The sequence below is a fragment of the Actinoplanes sp. HUAS TT8 genome (assembly GCF_051380535.1).
In the GTDB taxonomy this organism is placed as follows: Bacteria; Actinomycetota; Actinomycetes; order Mycobacteriales; family Micromonosporaceae; genus Actinoplanes.
The window spans coordinates 1371644-1388217 of record NZ_CP195646.1; the positions used below are offsets into that span (position 1 = coordinate 1371644).

Genomic DNA, 16574 nt, shown 5'->3' on the forward strand with positions numbered 1-16574 from the left:
GCCACACCCAAACACACCCGCACGGAAGTGCGCAGCGGCGGACATCACGTGAGTCGTAGGCATCAATCGGTATGACTCTATACATCGATATCGATCGTTGTCTTTCGTAGGGTCGGGGCATGCTGATGAAGAGAGTCGCCGCCGCCCTGGCCTTCCTGTTCGTGCTGGCCTGGGCCGTTCCGGCGCAGGCCGCGGTCCGGGTCCTGTACTACGACGCCAGCCAGGCCCAGGAGTTCGTCGCCGTCGTCAACCAGGGCGCACAGATCTGGAACAGCAAGGTCACCAACGTGCGCCTGGAACCCGTCCCGGCCGGGAAGACCCCCAACATCCGGGTGTACGCGGACAACGGCTGGCCGCGCACGTACACCTCGACGCTCGGCAACGGGTACTGGTACATGGGCCGCGAAGCGGTGAACGACGGCTACTACAAGCCGCGGATCGCCGCGCACGAGTTCGGTCACATCCTCGGGCTGCCGGACCGCCGCACCGGGCTCTGCAGTGACCTGATGTCGGGCAGCAGCGCCCCGGTGAGCTGCACGAACGCGAATCCGAGCAGCACCGAGGCGTCCACCGTCAACCGTCTGTTCGGCACCTCGGTGTCGGTGCCGGCCGCCTACTTCACGGAGCAGGCGGGGCGTGCAGCGTAAGGGTCGTCCAGACACCGACGTGGACCTGGTCGCCGTCCTTGAGGGCACGTGACTGCCCGGCGGTCAGCGGCTGGTCCTCGTCGTTGATGTACGTCCCGTTGGTCGACCCCAGGTCGGTGACCAGCCACTCCCCGTCGATGTTCAGGGTCAGCAGCGCGTGGTTGTGCGAGGCCCCGGGGTCGGAGTCGGCCAGGTCGATCTCCGGGCTGGTGCCCTTGGTCGCGCTCTTGCGCCCGATCCGCACCTGCGGCGGGGTCAGCGTGACGATCCGCTCGCCGGTGTCGGCCGGGAACGTCACACCCTCGACCTCGTTGAGCGCGAAGTAGGCGGCGTCGGCGAACATCGTCGCCGTCCACTCCCCGGCCGGGGTCTCCACCGGGGCCGGCAGCACCTCGGTGAGCTGCGGCATCTTGCCGGTGGTGTGGTCGTACCCGCAGTCCTCGCAGAACCGGGCCTGACCGGCGCGAGGGGTGCCGCAGTGCGGGCACTCCTCGCCCTTCGGCGTCGACACCGGCGGGGTGTCGACCAGGGTCGGCGCCTCGGCGGGAGCCGCGCCGCTGATGCGGGCCCCGCACGTGTCGCAGTAGTCCGCCTCGGCCGAGGCGTGCCCGTTCGGGCAGGTGAAAGTGCTCACTGCGACCGCCCGACGCGAACCGTCTTGGTGCTCTGGGTGTCCAGGGCCATCTCGTCCTCGGCGTTGACCTTGCGCCGCAGCCGGACCGTCCCGGTCGCCGCGTCCTCGATCTCCACCACCTTGGCCAGCAGTTCCTCGGTGGCGGTGTTGCCGCTGGCGTGGGCGAGCTGCGCGGCCCGGCCGAACTTGATCGTCGCGGTGGCGTCGTCGCCGGCCTCGCGGGCGACGATGCCCTCCTGGATCGCGTCGGCCAGCTCAGCCTGCCCGGTGTAGTGCGCGACCTGCCGGTTGATCCGGGTGGAGAGCGCCGTGTCCTCGGTCCACACCGCCCGGACCAGGCTCTGCGCGTGCACGGTGTCACCCTCGACCACGGAGATCCGGGCGGCCAGCATCTCGTCACCGGACTTGCCGGCCGGCACGTCGATGCAGACGTGGTAGTCGCGGCTCTCCTGACCCCACGAGCCGAGCGGGTAACGGGCCGCGCGGGGGCCGTCCTCGACCCGCTTGCCGGTCAGGTCCAGCACCTGCGGCTCGACCTGCTTGACGAACCGGACCGAGGCGTTCACCGGCGTCCAGACCTTGAGCTGCACGTCGGCGCTGGTCTTGCCCATCGCGTTGGTGATCATCTGCTCGAACGCGGCGGTCAGCCCCTCCGGGCGGGCCACGATGTCGACCGTGCCCAGCATCGCCGTGGCGATCTTGCGGAGCTCGGAGACCTTCCAGTTCGTGCCGACGCCCCGGCAGTCGCAGGCGAACCGGCCGGCGATCTGCTGGAGCACGCTCTCCAGGTAGCCGTACCGCTCGCCGTTGTCGCCGTCGGTGAGCAGGATGGCGTGCTTGATGTCGCCCGGCCGCTGGTCGAACAGCTGGTTGGCGAGCAGCAGCCAGGCCCCCATCGCGGTGCCGCCGCTGGCCTGCAGCCGGTCGACGGCCCGGATCGCGTCGGCCCGTGACTGCGGCGACGAGACGGCGAGCTCGCCCGGGGACGGGAACAGCTGCTGGGCGGTGCTGACCCCGGCGATGATGGCGAACCGGACGCCGTCGTCGATCGCGTTCACCGCCGCCTTGGCCGCCTGCCGGGCGTTCACCATCCGGCCCTCGGCCTGCATCGACCCGGACGCGTCCACGATGATGATCTCGGTGGCCTCGGCGGTCCGGCGACCGCCCTCTCCACCCGACGAGGTGACCGTGACGATCGCGTTCACCTCGCTCGCCCCCATGGCGAGATACTCGTTCTGGAAAGCCTCGGCGCTGTAGGACACAGAAGACTCCTTATGCTTCGCTGGGCTCGTCGTTCTCGGCGTCGCCGTCGGCGTCCGCCTCGGTCTGCGGTGAAACGGGCACGATGGCCACGGTGATGTTGTCGGCGCCGCCGGCCGAGTTGGCGTAGGTGACGAGCGCGCGGGCCGCCTCGAGCAACGGCCGCGACCCGGTCGCCAGTCCCAGCGCCGAACGCACGGCCTCGCCGAAGTCGACCGGGTCGGTCAGGTAGTTCCACAGTCCGTCGCTGCAGAGCACCAGGTGGCCGGGGGTGCGCGCGGTGAACGCGCCGATGTGCGGCAGGATCGGCCCGGCGTCCGCGCCCAGCCATGCGGTGATCGCGTGCGCCTTCGGGTCGTTCATCGCCACCCGCGGGTCGGCGCCCATCGCGATCACGTGCCGGGCCCACGAGTCGTCCTCGGTGAGCTGCTCGGCCGGACCGTTCTTGGTCACCCAGTAGGCGCGGCTGTCGCCGACCCAGCCGAATCCGACGTGCGGGCCGCGCACCGCGGCGGCGACGATCGTGCACGCCGGGTTGGAGGCCGTCCGCCGCGGGTCGCCGCTCTTCACCAGCTCGGCCACCGCCTGCCCGGCGCCCTGGATGGCCATCCCGACCACCTCGGCGATCGGCCGGGCCGGATCCGGCGGCTGCGCCGCATCACGATCAAGACCGGTTTCCCGTACGGGCGTGAGCCGCTCGGTCGCGTCCGCGTCGTCCCCCGCGTCCGCCTCCGGCGTCACGTCCACCGTCGTCTCGTCCGGCGCCGGCGCGGCATCCTCCGGGGCCGGCTCCTCGCGCGCGGGCCGGTCGCCCGGGTGCTGGGCGCGGGCGAGCAGCTCACCGGCCGTCTTGGCGGCGATGTCGGAGGCCACGTCCGGGTCGAACGAGGACGAGACGCCGTCGCAGACCACCACGTCGGCCGCATCCGCCCCGACGGCCAGCCACATCGCGTCCTCGTTGCGGTGGTGCCGGCGGCCCCGGTCGCTGACCGCGGCGGCCACCACGTCACCGTCGGCCTCGGTGTGGTCGCGGGGCCGGCCGGCCAGCAGGCCGCACTCCTCGCAGTACCCGTCCGGGTCGACGGCGCCGGTCGCACCGCAGTGCGGGCAGTCCCGGCCCGGGCGGCGGCCGGTTTCCGGCGCGGGGGCGGGGGCCTCGTCCGTACCGTCGATCGGGTCGGCCTCGCCCGAGGCGGAGTCGGCACCGGACGGCGCACCGTCACCGGCGGAGAATTCATCGGCGGAGCCGATGGCAGCGGTCTCGTTCAGCGGGCGCCCGCACGCCTCGCAGAACGAGGCGCCGGAGGCGCGCCCCTCGGCACAGGAGTCGCACTCGGTCAGAATCAACTTGCCTTCTCTCGGGACGGTCCCATCAGGTGCTCTTCGACTCAGGTCCGGGTCCGCGGCCGGGCCGTGTTGGCCAGGTCGACGAGACGGATCTTGTCCGGCCCGTGCGCGGCGCGGGCCATCTCCCGGTACGCGTCCTCGAGCGCGAACCGCACGTCCTTCTCCCCGGTGTCACCGGCCTGCGTACCCCCGAGCACCGCCGCCGGAATCCTCGCACCACCGCGCAACGACGCCAGCGCCTGCTCCAGCAGCTCGGCCCGGAGCTCGGCCAGCTGCGCCCGCTCCACCTCGAGACGCTCGATCAGCGCGGCCGCGTCGGTCAGCGACTTCACGTCCACCTGCGCCACCGGATGCGCCCGGACCAGCGCCCGCACGGCACCGACCTGCGAGATCGCGTACGCCGAGGAGGTGCCGGGCACCCGCTGGTAGGCCTCCACCGCACCGGCCCGGTCACCGTTGGCGAGCCGGCAACGGGCCAGCCCGGCCGCCGCCGTCGTGTACGCCGGATCGGTGCGGCTGACCACGTCGTAGTAACCGGTCGCGACCGGGTGCTTCCCGTCCAGCTCCTCGGCGAACCCGAGCGCGAGCTGCGGCGCCAGCTCGCCCGGCAGGGCCGCCCAGACCGCGTCGAACCGGGCCCGCGCGGCCGCGAAGTCCTGACCGGCCAGCGCGAGCAGCCCGTCGTACCAGGCCAGACGCCAGTCCTGACCTTCGAGGGCGGCGAACCGGTCGCGCGCCTTCCGCGCCTCGTCGAAGCTCTGGGTGCGAGCGCCCAGGTCGATCTGTGCCCGGATCGCCCGCAGCCGCACCTCGGTGGTCTCCTGCGGCGCGTGCTTGAGCAGGGCCAGCACCTCGGCCGGCTCGGTCACCGTGATCGAGGCGAGGAAACCGGCGGCCGGATCGGTCAGGTCGATCAGCGGGGTCGGCAGGTCCTGCCAGCGCGGCGCGTCCGACTTCAGATCGGTGCGCAGCTCGCCGGTGAACACCTTGGAGGCGGCCGGCTTGGGCGTGCCCTGCTCGGCCACGACCTGGCGCAGCACGCCGAGCATCTGCTCCTGCATCTCGGCCGAGTCGACGAACCGGTCGTCCGGGTGCGGGCGGGTCGCGCGGTCGACCAGCCGGTAGAACGACTCGTGCCGCTTGTAGACCTCGAACGAGTCGCGGTCGGGCAGGCTCTCCTTGAACGTGCTCTGGTAGCCGCGGAAGTCGGTGGTCAGCACGGCCAGGGTGCGGCCGATCGTGTACAGGTCGGAGGCGATCGACGGGCCGTCGGTGGCCATCTCCGGCGCCTGGAAGCCGACCGTGCCGTAGAGCGCGGCCTCCTCGTCGTCGATGTGTACGACCCCGCCGAGGTCGATCAGCTTCATCTGGTCACCGGACTGGATCACGTTGTCCGGCTTGAAGTCGCAGAAGATCAGGCCACGCTCGTGCAGGTAGGCGAAGGCCGGCATGATCTCGATCAGGTACTCCAGGGCCTGGTCGAGCGGCAGCGGATCGGCGTCCCCGCCGTTGGCGTCACGGCGCTGCTTGAGCATGTCCTTGAGCGACTTGCCGCCGACGTACTCCATCACGATGTAGCCGGCGCCGTCGTGCTCGCAGAAGTTGTAGATCTTGACGATGTTCGGGTGCTCGACCTCGGCCAGGAACCGCTGCTCGGCCAGGGCAGCGGCCAGCGCGTCCTCGTCGGCCGAGTTCAGCAGACCCTTCAGGACCACCCAGCGCTTGGACACGTTCAGGTCGATGGCCAGGTAGACCCAGCCCAGGCCGCCGTGGGCCAGGGCGCCGGCCACCTCGTACTGCCCGCCGACGATGTCGCCCTTGACCAGCTTGGGCGTGAAGTTGAAACCCTCGCCGCAGTGCGGGCAGAAACCGGAGGTGCGGCCCGGGCGGTCACCGCGGGACCGGCCGACCGGGTTGTTGCACTTGGCGCAGTAGCGCTTCGACTCCGGAACCTCCGGATCGGCCATCAGGGTGCTGGCCGGGTCGACCTTGGCGATCGGGGCGATCTCGACCAGGCCGCTGCCGAAGCGACGACTTGAGCCCGTGCGGCCGCTTCCGCGGCGACTTCCACCGGTACGGGTGGACAACGCGCCGGTGCCGGTGGTGCGCGACGAGCTCTGGGTGTTGGTCGTGTCGGTCCGCTGCTTCGGGATCGGGGCGTTGCTCGTGCTCACCGGCGTGCTGTTCCGGTTGGCCGGGGCCAGCCCGCAGGTGTCGCAGTAGCCGTCCTCGATCGTGCCGTCGCAGCCGTCGCGTCGGCAATCGGTGGTGGCGGCGATCGGCGGCGTACTTGTCGGTTGCGCGTTCTGCGCCGGTTGCGCGGCCTTGGCCGGGGCGAGCCCGCAGGTGTCGCAGTAGCCGTCTTCGATGGTCCCGGGACAGTTCCGCTGGCATTTCATGACCGGGCATCCCTTGCGATCGTGGCGGTCAGCATTTCCTGGTACGCGTTCACGGCCGCGCGAGCCTGCTCCAGCTCGCACGGCGCGGTGTGCAGAAGAGCGCGGGCCCGGTCGGCGAGCGGGGTCAGGCTCGGGTGCTCGCTCAGCCCGTGCCGCAGCGCCTTGGCCTGGTAGGCGCTCAGCCGGCCGCGCAGCTCGCCGCGGTCGGCCAGCAGCCGCTCGTTGTGGGCGCGGACGACCGCGAGCGCGGCCAGCCGCTCCTGCGCCTCCCGGCTCCAGCGGGCCAGCGGCGGACTGACCAGCGCCCACTGCCCGGCCAGGGCCAGCGCCTCGACCGCGGCCAGGTCGGGGCGCAGATTCAGCTTGCGGACACCGGCGATCTGCGACGGCGGGAAACGGCCGTCCACCCGCTCGCGGGCCTCACTGGCGGCGCGTTCGGCCTTGTCCAGCTCGTCGGCCCGGGCGCGGGCCTCGGCCAGCCGCCGGGTCAGCGAGTCGCGCAGCTCCACGGCCGAGGTGCGTTCGGCGTCGGCCCGGTCGATCAGGGCCCGGACGCGGTCGAGCACCGACGGGTCGGCGCCGAGCGGATCGCCCGCGAGAGTGCCGGTCAGGTCGCCGAGCAGCCGGTCGGCCTGATTCAGCAGCGCGGCCGGGGCGCCCGCGTCCCGGGCCCGCTTCAGCGCGGCGGCCACGTCGCCGGCCGCCGGCAACAGCCGCTGCCAGGCGTCGGCGGCCCGGGTCGCGACGTCGATGGCGACGGTGAACGAGCGCTCCATCGCGGCCAGCAACTCGGCCGGCGAGCAGGTGGTGGTCACCTGGCCGGCGCCGAGCAGCCCGCGCTGGGCCAGCGGCACGGTGGTGGTGGAGAGCAGGATCGACGGGCCGAGCACCTCGTGCACGAACTTGGCCCGGTCGCTGTCGCTGAGCCGCCGCTGGCCGCGCAACGACTGGGCCCGCGCGATCGACTCGGAGAGCAGGCGGAACCCGTCCCAGAGCGTGGCCAGCGCCGCGCTCGCGTCCGCCCACTCGGTCGCGGTGCGCCCGGTCAGCGTCTTGCTGTCCAGGTCGTGGCGGGCCGGCAGCTGGTCGAGCTCGACCAGGTTGCGCGACATCGCCTCGACCGCGGTCTCGAGGCGGGCCAGCTCGGCGTCGGCGGGGGCTACCGAGGGGGCCGTCATTGGTACTGCGCCGCCGGTGGCTTCGGGGCCGTGCCGCCCAGCCACTTCTCGTAGGTCTTCGCCCAGGTGCCGTCCTGCTGGGCCTTGGCCAGCACGGCGTTGACGAACTGGGTGAACTCCCGATGCTGCTTGTTGATGGCCATACCGTACGGCTCCTGGGTGAACCGGTCGCCGATCACCTTCGCGTACGGATCCTGGGCGGCCATCCCGGCCAGGATGGTGTCGTCGGTGGAGATGGCGTCCACCTCGTTCTGCTGGAACGCCACCAGACAGTCGCCGAAACTCGCCTTGGCCACCGCGACCGGGGGCGGATCGCTCTTCACCTCGCCGATGTTGTCGTACGACGTCGAGCCGGCCGCCGAGCAGACCTTCTGCCCGCCCAGGTCGGTGATGCTCTTGGCCGGCGAGTCCTTCTTGACCAGCGCCTTCTGGCCGGCCTCATAGTAGATCGCGGAGAAGTCGACGTCCTTCCAGCGGACGCAGTTCGCGGTCATCGTGTCGGCGACCAGGTCGACGTCGCCCTTGAGCACGGCGTTGACCCGCTGGTCGTACCCGATGACCTTGATCTGAAGTTTGTCCGGGTCGCCGAAGATCGCCTGGGCGATCATCCGGCCCATGTCGACGTCGAAACCCTCGACCTTGCCGGTGAACGGATTGCGCGAACTGAACAGCAGGGTGTCCTGGCTGGTGCCGAGGATGACCCGGCCGCGCTTCTGGATCTCGGCCATCCAGGTGCCCGCGGGCATCTTCCCGGCCGCCGGCAGCGCGCCGGTCGGACGGATGCTGGCCCGCGGATTGCAGTTGGCCGGGGTGGCCTGCGGGGTGGGGGACTGGCCCGGCGCGGCACCGGTCGCGCCCGTGGTGGGCTGGGCGTCGTAGCGCTGGGAGGAATCGCCCGAGCAGGCGGCCGTGCCGAGCAGGAGGGTCACGACGGCCGCGACCGGGACCAGGCGGCTCTTGAAGCGGGCGCTCATCGGTACTCCTCCAGGCGGGCGCGGATGCCGATCACGGCGAGGGCGCAGGCCCCCAGGGCGAGGAGCGGGCCCATCAGGGTCAGCAGGTCCAGCCAATCGCCGGCCGCCCCGATCTCCTCGGTGAAAGCGGCCTTGCGGTTGTCGATCGCGCTGTCCAGCGTCGTCGTCACCTGATTGAACTGCTGGGCCGCGTCGTCGCTGATCGCCTTGGCGACCGCGCCGTCGTAGTCACCGTCCTGGTCCAGCTTGCGCACCCCGGCGTGGATGTCCAGGTAGGCCCGGTGCTGGCCGTCGGCCCGATCGGCGAAGGACCGCACCTGGGCCAGCCGCGCGTCGTCGAAGTCGATGGCGTCACTGGCCCGCTGGAAGTCGGCCTCTTTGTCGTTCGACCCGTGCGCGGCCAGCGTCAACGCCTCGTCGGCCCGCTCGGTCAGCACCAGGATGCGGATCTCGGCCAGCGCCTCGACCGGCCGGGAACCCTTGATCGCGGCGTCGTCCAGATGGCTGCGCTGGTTGGCGAAGACCGACACGGTCATCAGGGCCAGCAGCGCGAACAGGCCGGTCGCGGCGACCAGCGGGACGTTGAACGTGCGGTGCGTGGTGCGGCTCAGATAACCCTGACTCCACAGCAGCGCGACACCCAGCGAGACGACCAGCACCAGCAACAGGATCAGCCACCAGGTGCCGCGGGCCGCGTCGTACCCCGAGTCGATCTCGTCGGAGGCGATCCGGAACAGCGCCTGCGCCTGCGGCTGCAACGTCTCCCGGTTCAGCTGGGAGGCGGCCGACAGGTACGACGCGCCGAGCGGCAGCCCCTGACGGTTGTCGGCCCGGGCGGTGGCGACCAGCGCCGCATACTTGGCCAGGCCAGTGGCGAGCGCCTCGACCGCGTGACTCGCCTCGCTATCGTCCGGGACCAGCCGGGCCGCGCTGGTCAGCGACGTGCCGGCGCGGGCCAGATCCGCGTTGTAGCGATCGGTCAGCTTCGTCGGCTCCAGGCCGCCGGCCAGGAACGCCTGAGCGGCCGTGGTGTCGGCGTCGGCCAGCGCCGAATAGATCGTCTCGGCCTCGGCCAGCAGCGGCTGGGAACGGTTGCCGAGCTCGGCCGTGCCGGTGCTCGCGGCGTGCGCCGTCAGACCGGTGACCAGGCCGGTGAGCAGGCCCAGGACGAGCAGGACGGCCAGGATCAGCTGCAGGCGGCCGGGGGAGGTGTGCCGCAGGCCGGCAACCCGGTGCAGGACGCCGCTCGGGGGCGGCGCATAGGCCGCGGCCGGTGGGGTCCTCTGCGCCAGGGCTGTGGTCACGCGTGCCTCCTGTACGCCGGGGGTGCCTGCCCGTCCACTGTGCGTCACGGACGCAAGTGATCTCGGTCGGCTCTCGGTGATCCCGCCGGACTTTCGTGGGTGCGAGTCTAAAGACCAGGGACGCCCGGCGGGATAACCGCCGGGCGTCGCTTTCGCTGCCTTTCGGGTGCTGATCAGCTCAGCTCGCGTTTGAGCAGCTTGCCGGTCGCGGTCATCGGCAGCGCCTCGACGATCTTGACGATCCGCGGGTACTTGTACGAGGCCATCTGCTCCTTGCCCCACGCGACCAGTTCGTCCTCGGTGACCGTGGCGCCCGGATTCAGGATCACGAACGCCTTGACCTCCTCGCCGTGGCTGGCGTGCGGCACCCCGATCACCGCGGCCAGCGACACCGCCTCGTGGGTGATCAGAACCTCCTCGATCTCCCGCGGGTAGACGTTGAAGCCACCCCGGATGATCATGTCCTTGGCCCGGTCGACGATGTAGTAGAAGCCGTCCTTGTCCCGTCGGGCCAGGTCACCGGTGCGGAACCAGCCGTTGCGCATCACCTCGGCGGTCGCCTCGGGCCGGTTGTAGTAGCCGTTCATGATGTTGTGCCCGCGCACCGCGACCTCGCCGATCTCGTCGACGCCGCCGACCGTGTTCCACTCCGGGTCGATCAGCTTCACCTCGACACCCCAGATCGGGATACCGATCGAACCCGGGCGCGGCTCGCCGTCCGGATCGCTGAACGTGGCCACCGGGGACGTCTCGGACAGGCCGTACCCCTCGAGAATCGTGACCCCGAAGCGCTCCTTGACCGCTTTGATGATCTCGACCGGCAGGCTCGAACCGCCGGAGACCGCGACCCGCATGTTGGCCGCGATCCGCTCCACGTCGACGTTCTCGTTCGTGCCGAGCGCGTTCAGCAGACCCCAGTACATGGTCGGGACGCCGGCGAAGAACGTCACGTTCTCGCTCTGCAACAGCTGCACGGCCGCGTTCGCGTCGAAACGCGGCAGCAGCACCAGCGTCGCCGCGACCGAGAAACCGGCGTTCATGTTGACCGTCGAACCGAACGAGTGGAACAACGGCAGCACCAGCAGATGCGTGTCGGTGGCCGGCTGCGAACTGAACAGCCGGTTGCAGGTCAGCGCGTTGAGCACCAGATTCGAGTGGGACAGCTCGGCGCCCTTGGCCTGACCGGTCGTGCCACTGGTGTACAGGATCACGGCGGCGTCCGTCTCGGCGCGCAGCACGGTCTCGAACACCGGGCCGTGACCGGCCAGCGCCTGCCCGAGCGTCTCCGCCCCGGCGATCGGGGAAACGGCCGCCGGGTCGGCGGTGACCAGGAAGAAATGCTCGCAGCCGGCCGCGCCCTCGAAACCCGCATGCCCCTCGGCGCCCATCGGCAGCTCGGGGGTGCCCTGGAAACAGAAGTACGCCTTCGCCTCGGAATCGTTCAGGTGATACGTGATCTCGCGGGCCTTGAGCAGCACGTTCAGCGGGACGACGACCGCGCCGGCCTTCAGGATCCCGTAGTAGATCACCGGGAAGTACGGCAGGTTCGGGCAGGACAACGCGACCTTGTCGCCGGGCTGGATGCCCCGGGCCACCAGCATGGCCGCCACCTGGTTCGCCGCCGCGTCCACCTGCGCGTAGGTGAGGCGCTGCGGGCCGAGCACCACCGCGGCGCGGTCCGGGTAGCGGCGGGCGCTGTCCTCCAGCAGGACGGAGAGGTTGAGCATCCGGTGGAATCCCTTCGAATGATGCCTGTGGCGGCGCTTGTCGCTCTGCTCGCGCGCTTCCGCGCACGCGCGCTGTGACGGTGGTCTCATCCCAACACGTGTTCGGGTCCGGCGGAACCCACCGTTTCGTCATCGTTTCTTCGAAGCGACAGACTGTTTTCCTGCCCGGATTCGTCAGGTCGCCGGGTTTCGCGCCGATGGCTCCGACGTGGGAATTCCGGTGATGGATGCGGTGCACGTCGGTCGTCAACCGATCTTTGACGCCTCGGGCGCCGTCGTCGCGTACGAGCTGCTCTTCCGCGGCCGCATGGACGATGTCGCGTCCGGCCGGCAGGACACATATGCCACCAGTACGGTCATGATCAACGCGTTCACCGAGTTCGGCATCGCCGAGGTGGCCGGGAATCGGCCGTGCTTCATCAACCTCACCCGCGAGTTCGTGACCGGACGGCTGCCCTTGCCGTTCGGCCCCGAGCAGGTGGTCCTCGAGGTTCTGGAAACCGTCACGGTGGACGACGAGGTGATCGAAGGGATCACCTCGCTGGCCGAGGCCGGATACCGGATCGCCCTGGACGACTTCGTCTGGGGATCCGGGCACGAGCAGCTGCTCGGGCTGGCCTCCTACGTCAAGCTCGACCTCCTCGACGGCGACCTGAGCCGGCTCGACGAGATCGTCGCCGCGTGCCGCCAGTTCGCCGGCATCCAACTGGTCGCCGAACGGCTGGAGACCGACGTCCAGATCGCGATCGCCGACAAGTACGGCATGGAACTTCGCCAGGGGTACGCGCTGAGCCGCCCCCAGGTGCTGACCGCGCCCAGCCTGTCGCCGTCCCGGCTGCGCCGCCTCGAACTGGTCGCCGCCCTGATGTCCCCGGACGTCCAACTCGAGAAGATCACCTCGATCATCGTCAGCGACCCGGCCCTGGCCATGCGGGTCCTCCGCGTCAGCAACTCGGTCGCGGCCGGCGTGGTCAGCCGCATCTCCTCGGTCCGCCAGGCCGTCATGCTGGTCGGCCTGACCCGGATCCGCCGCTGGGCCACCCTCATGGTGGTCGACGACGTCGCCGAGGCCCCGGAGGAGCAGCTGCTCACCGCCCTCACCCAGGCCCGCCTCTGCGAGAACCTGGCCGCCCGCTTCGGCGCCGACCCGGGCGCCGCCTTCGTGGCCGGCCTGGTCACCGGCATGGGCCGCCTGATGGGCTTCACGTCGGAGCAGATGGTCGAGCACCTGCCGTTGACCGCGGACGTCTCGGACGCCCTCACCCACGGCACCGGCCGCCTCGGCCAGGTCCTGAACGCGGTCCGCGCCTACGAAGCCGGCGAACCCGGTTCCGAAGACCTCGCGGTACCGGCCCTCGACGCCATGCGCTGGTCCACCCGCACCCTCACCGCCGCCCACCGCTTCAACCCCAAACGCCGCCGCTGACCCACCCCCAACCCACTCGGCCCAGCCCAGCCCAGTTCGTGCCCGGCCCAGTTCGTGCCCGGCCCAGTTCGTGCCCGGCCCGGCTCAGCCCGGCCCGGCCCGGCTCAGCCCGGCCCGGCCCGGCTCAGCCCGGCCCGGCTCAGCCCGGCCGGCCCAGCTCGCGGCCGGCCCAGCCGGGCCCAGCCAGCTTGTGCCCGTCCAGCCCCGGCCAGCCCCGGCCAGCCCCGGCCCGGCCGGTCTGTGCTCGGCTAGGCTCGTGCCAGGCCCCGCACGTCCTCAGCGTGGCCCGTGCCAGGCCCAACCCCGGCCCCGGCTCGGCCCGATCCGAGCTGCGCCGAGGGCCGGCCGTGTTCGATCCGGCCTGCCGTTATCCACCTGCCCGGTTTCGGTGAGGCGGTTCAGTGCGCCAGGGCGGTGCGGCGCAGCACCGGCACCGCCGTCGCGGCCACGGCGAGCAGCGCGCACAACGCGGCCACCCCGAGCGCCGCGCTCCACGGGATGATCAATGCCACCTCCCTCCCGAGCTCGTCCTCGACCGCGGCGCGCACCCCGAACAGCGAGAACCCGCCGACCGCGCCACCCAGCAGCGCCCCCACGAGCGTCGCGAGCAGCGCCTCCGCCGTGGTGACACGCAGCACCTGCCCGAGCCCGGCGCCGGCCAGCCGCAGCGCCCGGAACTCGGGCCGCCGCGCCGCCGTGGCCATCAGCAGCGTGTTCGACACCGCGATCGCCGTGTACCCCGCGGTCAGCCCGATCAGCACCCAGAGGAACAGGTCGACCAGATCGCCCTCCTCGGCCACCTGCTCGCGCCCGTAGTCCCGCGCCGTCATCACCCGGGCCCCGGCCACCGCCCGCGGCTCCCCGTCGAGCACGACGAGATCGGTCAGAGCGTCAGGATCGTGGCGCCGCACGAGATCCCGTGGAAGAACCACGGGTGCCGCGGCATCAGCGTCGATCTTCCGTACCTCAAGCGAAGTGACCGTGCCGTCAGCGAACCGCAATGTGATCGGCGACCCGGCCGAGGCACCGACCGTCTCGGCGGCCTCCGGTGTGAGCGTGACCAGCGCGCCGTCGACACCCACAGCCTCCTCACCGGTGATCCTCGCCCCGTCCCGGCCCAGCCCCGGTTCGCCCAGCCCCGGTTCGCCCAGCCCCCGTTCGCCCAGACCCGAATCGTCCAGCCCAGGATCGCCCAGCCCAGGATCGACCGGACCTGGCTCGCCCCGACCGTGCTCGACCAGGATGTGGGTGGACAGCCGCGAACTGCCGTGCTGAGCGCGAACGGCGGCCTCGCCCAGCCCAGGCGTGCCGTCCGGTGCCAGCACGGTCGCGGCCGGGATCGCCGCGGCCTCGTCGATCCCCTCCGCCTCGTCGATCGTCGCGGTCATCCCGGTCAGAAGTACCGTCATCCCGACTGTGACCAGCACCGGCGCCGCCGTCGAAGCGACCCGCCGAACACCGGTCAACGTGCCCTCCCGAACCACCATCCCGGTCGCCGAACCCCGCCACGGCCCGGTCACCATCCGCACCAGCGGCCCGATCACCACCGGTGCGAGCAATGCTCCCGCGGTCAGCAGCAGCATCGCGGCGCCCAGCCCGGCGGTGGTCTTGGACGCCGTCGCCATCGACGGCATCGCGGCCAGCAGCGCTGCCCCGAGCGCGACGCTGATCAGCCCGAACACCCACCGTGCGGGCGTCATCGCCCGGGTCTCGGCCGCCGCGTCCCGCAGGGCCGCCAACGGCGGAACCCGGCTGGCCCGGCGGGCCGCCACCGCCACTCCGACCAGCGCGACCACCAGGCCGAGCAGAACAGCGCCTCCGGCCGCGAGCGGTTGCCAGGTCACCTCGAACCCGGGCGGCTCCAGGCCGAGGTCGGTCATCGGCCCGGCCAGCAACGGAGCCAGCGCGGTACCCAGCGGCGCACCGACCAACCCCGCCAGCAGCGCCACGAGCGCGGTCTCGGCGTACATCATCCGGCGCACCTGCCCCGGCGTCGCACCCGCCGCCCGCAGAAGACCCAGCTCACGCCGTCGCTGCGCGGCGGTCAGCGCACACGTCGAGGCGACCACGAACACCGTGGCAAAGGCACCCAGAGTGACCATCGCGATCAGCAACTGCGCCCCGAGCCACCGGATCCGGGTGACCGCCGCCGGCTCCAGAACGGCCCGATCCGACCCGGCACGGACCGTTCCGGCCGCGCCGATCAGGGCTTGCGCCGCGTCCGCCACTTGCGCTTGATCCCCGGTCACGGTCAGACCCATGGCGCGTACGCCGGAGGCCCGCGCCAAGGCATCGCCGTCCGTCACGTAATAACCGGGGCCGTCGGTCGTCCCGGTGATCCTCCACGTCTCCGGCCCGGCCGCGGTCAGCACCGCGACGGTGTCGCCGGGGGCCAGGCCGGTCCCGGTCACGCTGAGGACCACCTCACCCCTTCTGGCGGGGGCGGTGCCCGAGGTCAGCCGGTAACCGCCGAGTGCCGCCGACGACCAGGCGTGGCCGTCCAGCCGCGCCGACCCGTGATCCTCGGTGCCCTGTCGCTGCACGTAGAAGAACGGATCGGGGATCGCAGCGGTGATCCGTGGATCCTGCCGGAGTTTCGCCGACACCTCGGCCAGCTCGGCCGGGGTCCACGAACGGATCTCCGGCTCGCCGTAGTCGTTCGTGCCCACCGACGGCGCCTGCACCGCGATCGGGGACGCCCGGTACCGCTCGGGCGGTCGAGGCTGCGAGGAGAGGTACAGCGTCACCGAGCCGGCCACCACGGCCACTCCCAGCGCAATCGCCACGAACGTGCCGGCGAAGCTCGCGAACCGGTGCCGGACCATCGCCCAGGCCGTCATCGGGCCGACTCCTCGAGCCGGGCGGTGTGGACCGCGATCTTCTCCGCCCCGACCGGGCCGGTCAGGTCGTCGACCACCCGGCCGTCGGCCAGGAACAACACCCGATCGGCGTGCGCCGCGGCCACCGGGTCATGGGTGACCATCACGATGGTCTGGCCGTGCCGGTCGACCGCGGACCGCAGCAGGCGCAGCACCTCGGCCCCGGACCGAGCGTCGAGCGCGCCGGTCGGCTCGTCTGCGAAGATCACCGCGGGCCGGGTGACCAGGGCACGGGCGATCGCCACCCGCTGCTGCTGGCCGCCGGAGAGCTCCGAGGGTCGATGGCCGGCCCGCTCGGCGAGACCCACCTCACCCAGCATCGCGGCCACCTCGCCCGGACGCGGTCTCCGGCCGGCCAGGCGCAGCGGAAGCACCACGTTCTGGGCCGCGGTCAGGGCCGGGATCAGGTTGAACGCCTGGAAGACGAAGCCGACCCGGCTGCGCCGCAACCTGGTGAGCGCCCGCTCGCCCAGGCTCCCGATCGGCACGCCGTCGATCAGAACCTCGCCGGCCGTCACCCGGTCGAGCCCGGCCGCGCAGTGAAGAAAGGTGGACTTGCCGGAGCCGGACGGGCCCATCACGGCGGTGAACGTGCCCGGGGAGAACCGTGCGTCCACGCCGTCGAGCGCGGTCACCGCGCTGTCGGCCTGGCCGTAGCGTTTGGTGACCGCACGCATCTCCACGGCGGCTGTGTCTGCTCGCGTCGTCATGGGCATCAGCCAACCGGTTCGCGAGGCCCGGCACATTCACGCAGGGGTGAGGTTCGAAGGTAACGCCAGCACTACTGTCGGCGGCCCGC

At 71.6% G+C, this 16574-nt stretch carries 12 protein-coding genes; 2 read left to right on the plus strand and 10 right to left on the minus strand.

The window, feature by feature from the left end:
• Positions 1–119: 119 nt before the first annotated feature.
• The gene (locus ACSHV8_RS06050) at positions 120–647 is read left to right on the plus strand and encodes a snapalysin family zinc-dependent metalloprotease (protein ID WP_436530207.1); all 528 of its coding nucleotides are present in this window, start codon (positions 120–122) and stop codon (positions 645–647) included.
• Here the strand turns inward: ACSHV8_RS06050 and ACSHV8_RS06055 are convergent.
• From ACSHV8_RS06055 to ACSHV8_RS06090, 8 genes are all read right to left on the minus strand, one after another.
• Positions 619–1281 (minus strand): FHA domain-containing protein, encoded by a 663-nt coding sequence (locus tag ACSHV8_RS06055; RefSeq protein WP_436530209.1) that lies wholly within the window; start codon positions 1279–1281, stop codon positions 619–621. The two genes, ACSHV8_RS06050 and ACSHV8_RS06055, sit on opposite strands and share 29 nt — an antisense overlap.
• Positions 1278–2543 carry a vWA domain-containing protein gene (locus ACSHV8_RS06060; RefSeq protein WP_436530211.1) on the minus strand — a complete coding sequence of 422 codons (1266 nt, stop codon included), beginning with the start codon at positions 2541–2543 and terminating at the stop codon, positions 1278–1280. Before ACSHV8_RS06060 ends, ACSHV8_RS06055 begins: the two co-directional genes overlap by 4 nt.
• Positions 2544–2553: 10 nt before the next feature.
• On the minus strand, positions 2554–3888 hold the full coding sequence (locus tag ACSHV8_RS06065) for a PP2C family protein-serine/threonine phosphatase (RefSeq protein WP_436530213.1): 1335 nt from the start codon (positions 3886–3888) through the stop codon (positions 2554–2556).
• Positions 3889–3929: 41 nt separating this feature from the next.
• A complete protein-coding gene (locus ACSHV8_RS06070; RefSeq protein ID WP_436530215.1) occupies positions 3930–6287 on the minus strand; it encodes a tetratricopeptide repeat protein in 2358 nt (785 codons plus the stop codon).
• The gene (locus ACSHV8_RS06075) at positions 6284–7465 is read right to left on the minus strand and encodes a hypothetical protein (protein ID WP_436530217.1); all 1182 of its coding nucleotides are present in this window, start codon (positions 7463–7465) and stop codon (positions 6284–6286) included. Before ACSHV8_RS06075 ends, ACSHV8_RS06070 begins: the two co-directional genes overlap by 4 nt.
• Positions 7462–8439, minus strand: coding sequence for a glutamate ABC transporter substrate-binding protein (locus ACSHV8_RS06080; RefSeq protein WP_436530219.1), 978 nt, complete (start codon positions 8437–8439; stop codon positions 7462–7464). The genes ACSHV8_RS06075 and ACSHV8_RS06080 overlap by 4 nt, the downstream gene beginning before the upstream one ends.
• On the minus strand, positions 8436–9743 hold the full coding sequence (locus ACSHV8_RS06085; protein ID WP_436530221.1) for a hypothetical protein: 1308 nt from the start codon (positions 9741–9743) through the stop codon (positions 8436–8438). The genes ACSHV8_RS06080 and ACSHV8_RS06085 overlap by 4 nt, the downstream gene beginning before the upstream one ends.
• Positions 9744–9916: 173 nt before the next feature.
• Positions 9917–11470, minus strand: coding sequence for a long-chain-fatty-acid--CoA ligase (locus tag ACSHV8_RS06090; protein WP_436530223.1), 1554 nt, complete (start codon positions 11468–11470; stop codon positions 9917–9919).
• 208 nt (positions 11471–11678) lie between these two features.
• Here ACSHV8_RS06090 and ACSHV8_RS06095 point away from each other — a divergent pair, with 208 nt between their 5' ends.
• A complete protein-coding gene (locus tag ACSHV8_RS06095) occupies positions 11679–12896 on the plus strand; it encodes an EAL and HDOD domain-containing protein (RefSeq protein ID WP_436530225.1) in 1218 nt (405 codons plus the stop codon).
• 398 nt (positions 12897–13294) lie between these two features.
• On the opposite strand, the gene ACSHV8_RS06100 is transcribed toward ACSHV8_RS06095, so the two are convergent.
• On the minus strand, positions 13295–15736 hold the full coding sequence (locus ACSHV8_RS06100; protein ID WP_436530227.1) for an ABC transporter permease: 2442 nt from the start codon (positions 15734–15736) through the stop codon (positions 13295–13297).
• Complete coding sequence (locus tag ACSHV8_RS06105) at positions 15733–16491, minus strand: ABC transporter ATP-binding protein (RefSeq protein WP_436530229.1); 759 nt, start codon at positions 16489–16491, stop codon at positions 15733–15735. Before ACSHV8_RS06105 ends, ACSHV8_RS06100 begins: the two co-directional genes overlap by 4 nt.
• Positions 16492–16574 lie beyond the last annotated feature (83 nt).